General features: G+C 47.6%; 1 protein-coding gene. It reads right to left on the reverse strand.

Annotated elements, in window-relative coordinates:
* On the reverse strand, positions 1–510 hold a 510-nt coding region (locus EN749_RS36955; protein WP_210214774.1), incomplete at its 3' end, for a type VI secretion system accessory protein TagJ.
* Positions 511–521: the final 11 nt, after the last annotated feature.

Consider the following 521-nt stretch of genomic DNA (forward strand, 5'->3'; position numbering starts at 1 on the left):
CCGATATCCTCCGGCACAAATAAATTCACATACCGGCCCAAGACGGCCATCGCTGTCTGCAATCCAGGAAAATTCGCCCAAAGTATCACTTTTGCCATGACTTTCCGGCGCAAGTTCAAATGCTTCAGATCGCGTCATATCCGATAACTTCATATTGCCCTGGCAATATTGTCCGTTCGCCTCATGTAGTTTCTCCATCCACAGTGGCATATCGCCCTGCAACGTTGCGGCCAGACGCTCACCGGATAAAACCTGCGTGCGCTGCATTTCACTAAAGACGAGGTTTTTATATAGCTCACACTGTTTTTTCATTTCCTCGTCGAGCAGCGATAAAGTCTGCAGTTGTAGTAACGCGCTGTTCCATGCGCCGTCAACGCAATACAATTTAAACAGCACTTCACGGGCTTTGAGATCCTGCGGAGACGCCTTCACCTGGGAAAGAACCTGCGCCAGCAAATCATTCAGAGAAGAGGTTTTTAATGTTTCGGTTAATGTCGTAATATCCTGCATAGTAGTAACTC

The organism is Mesorhizobium sp. M7A.F.Ca.ET.027.02.1.1, assembly GCF_004022985.1.
In the GTDB taxonomy this organism is placed as follows: Bacteria; Pseudomonadota; Alphaproteobacteria; order Rhizobiales; family Rhizobiaceae; genus Mesorhizobium.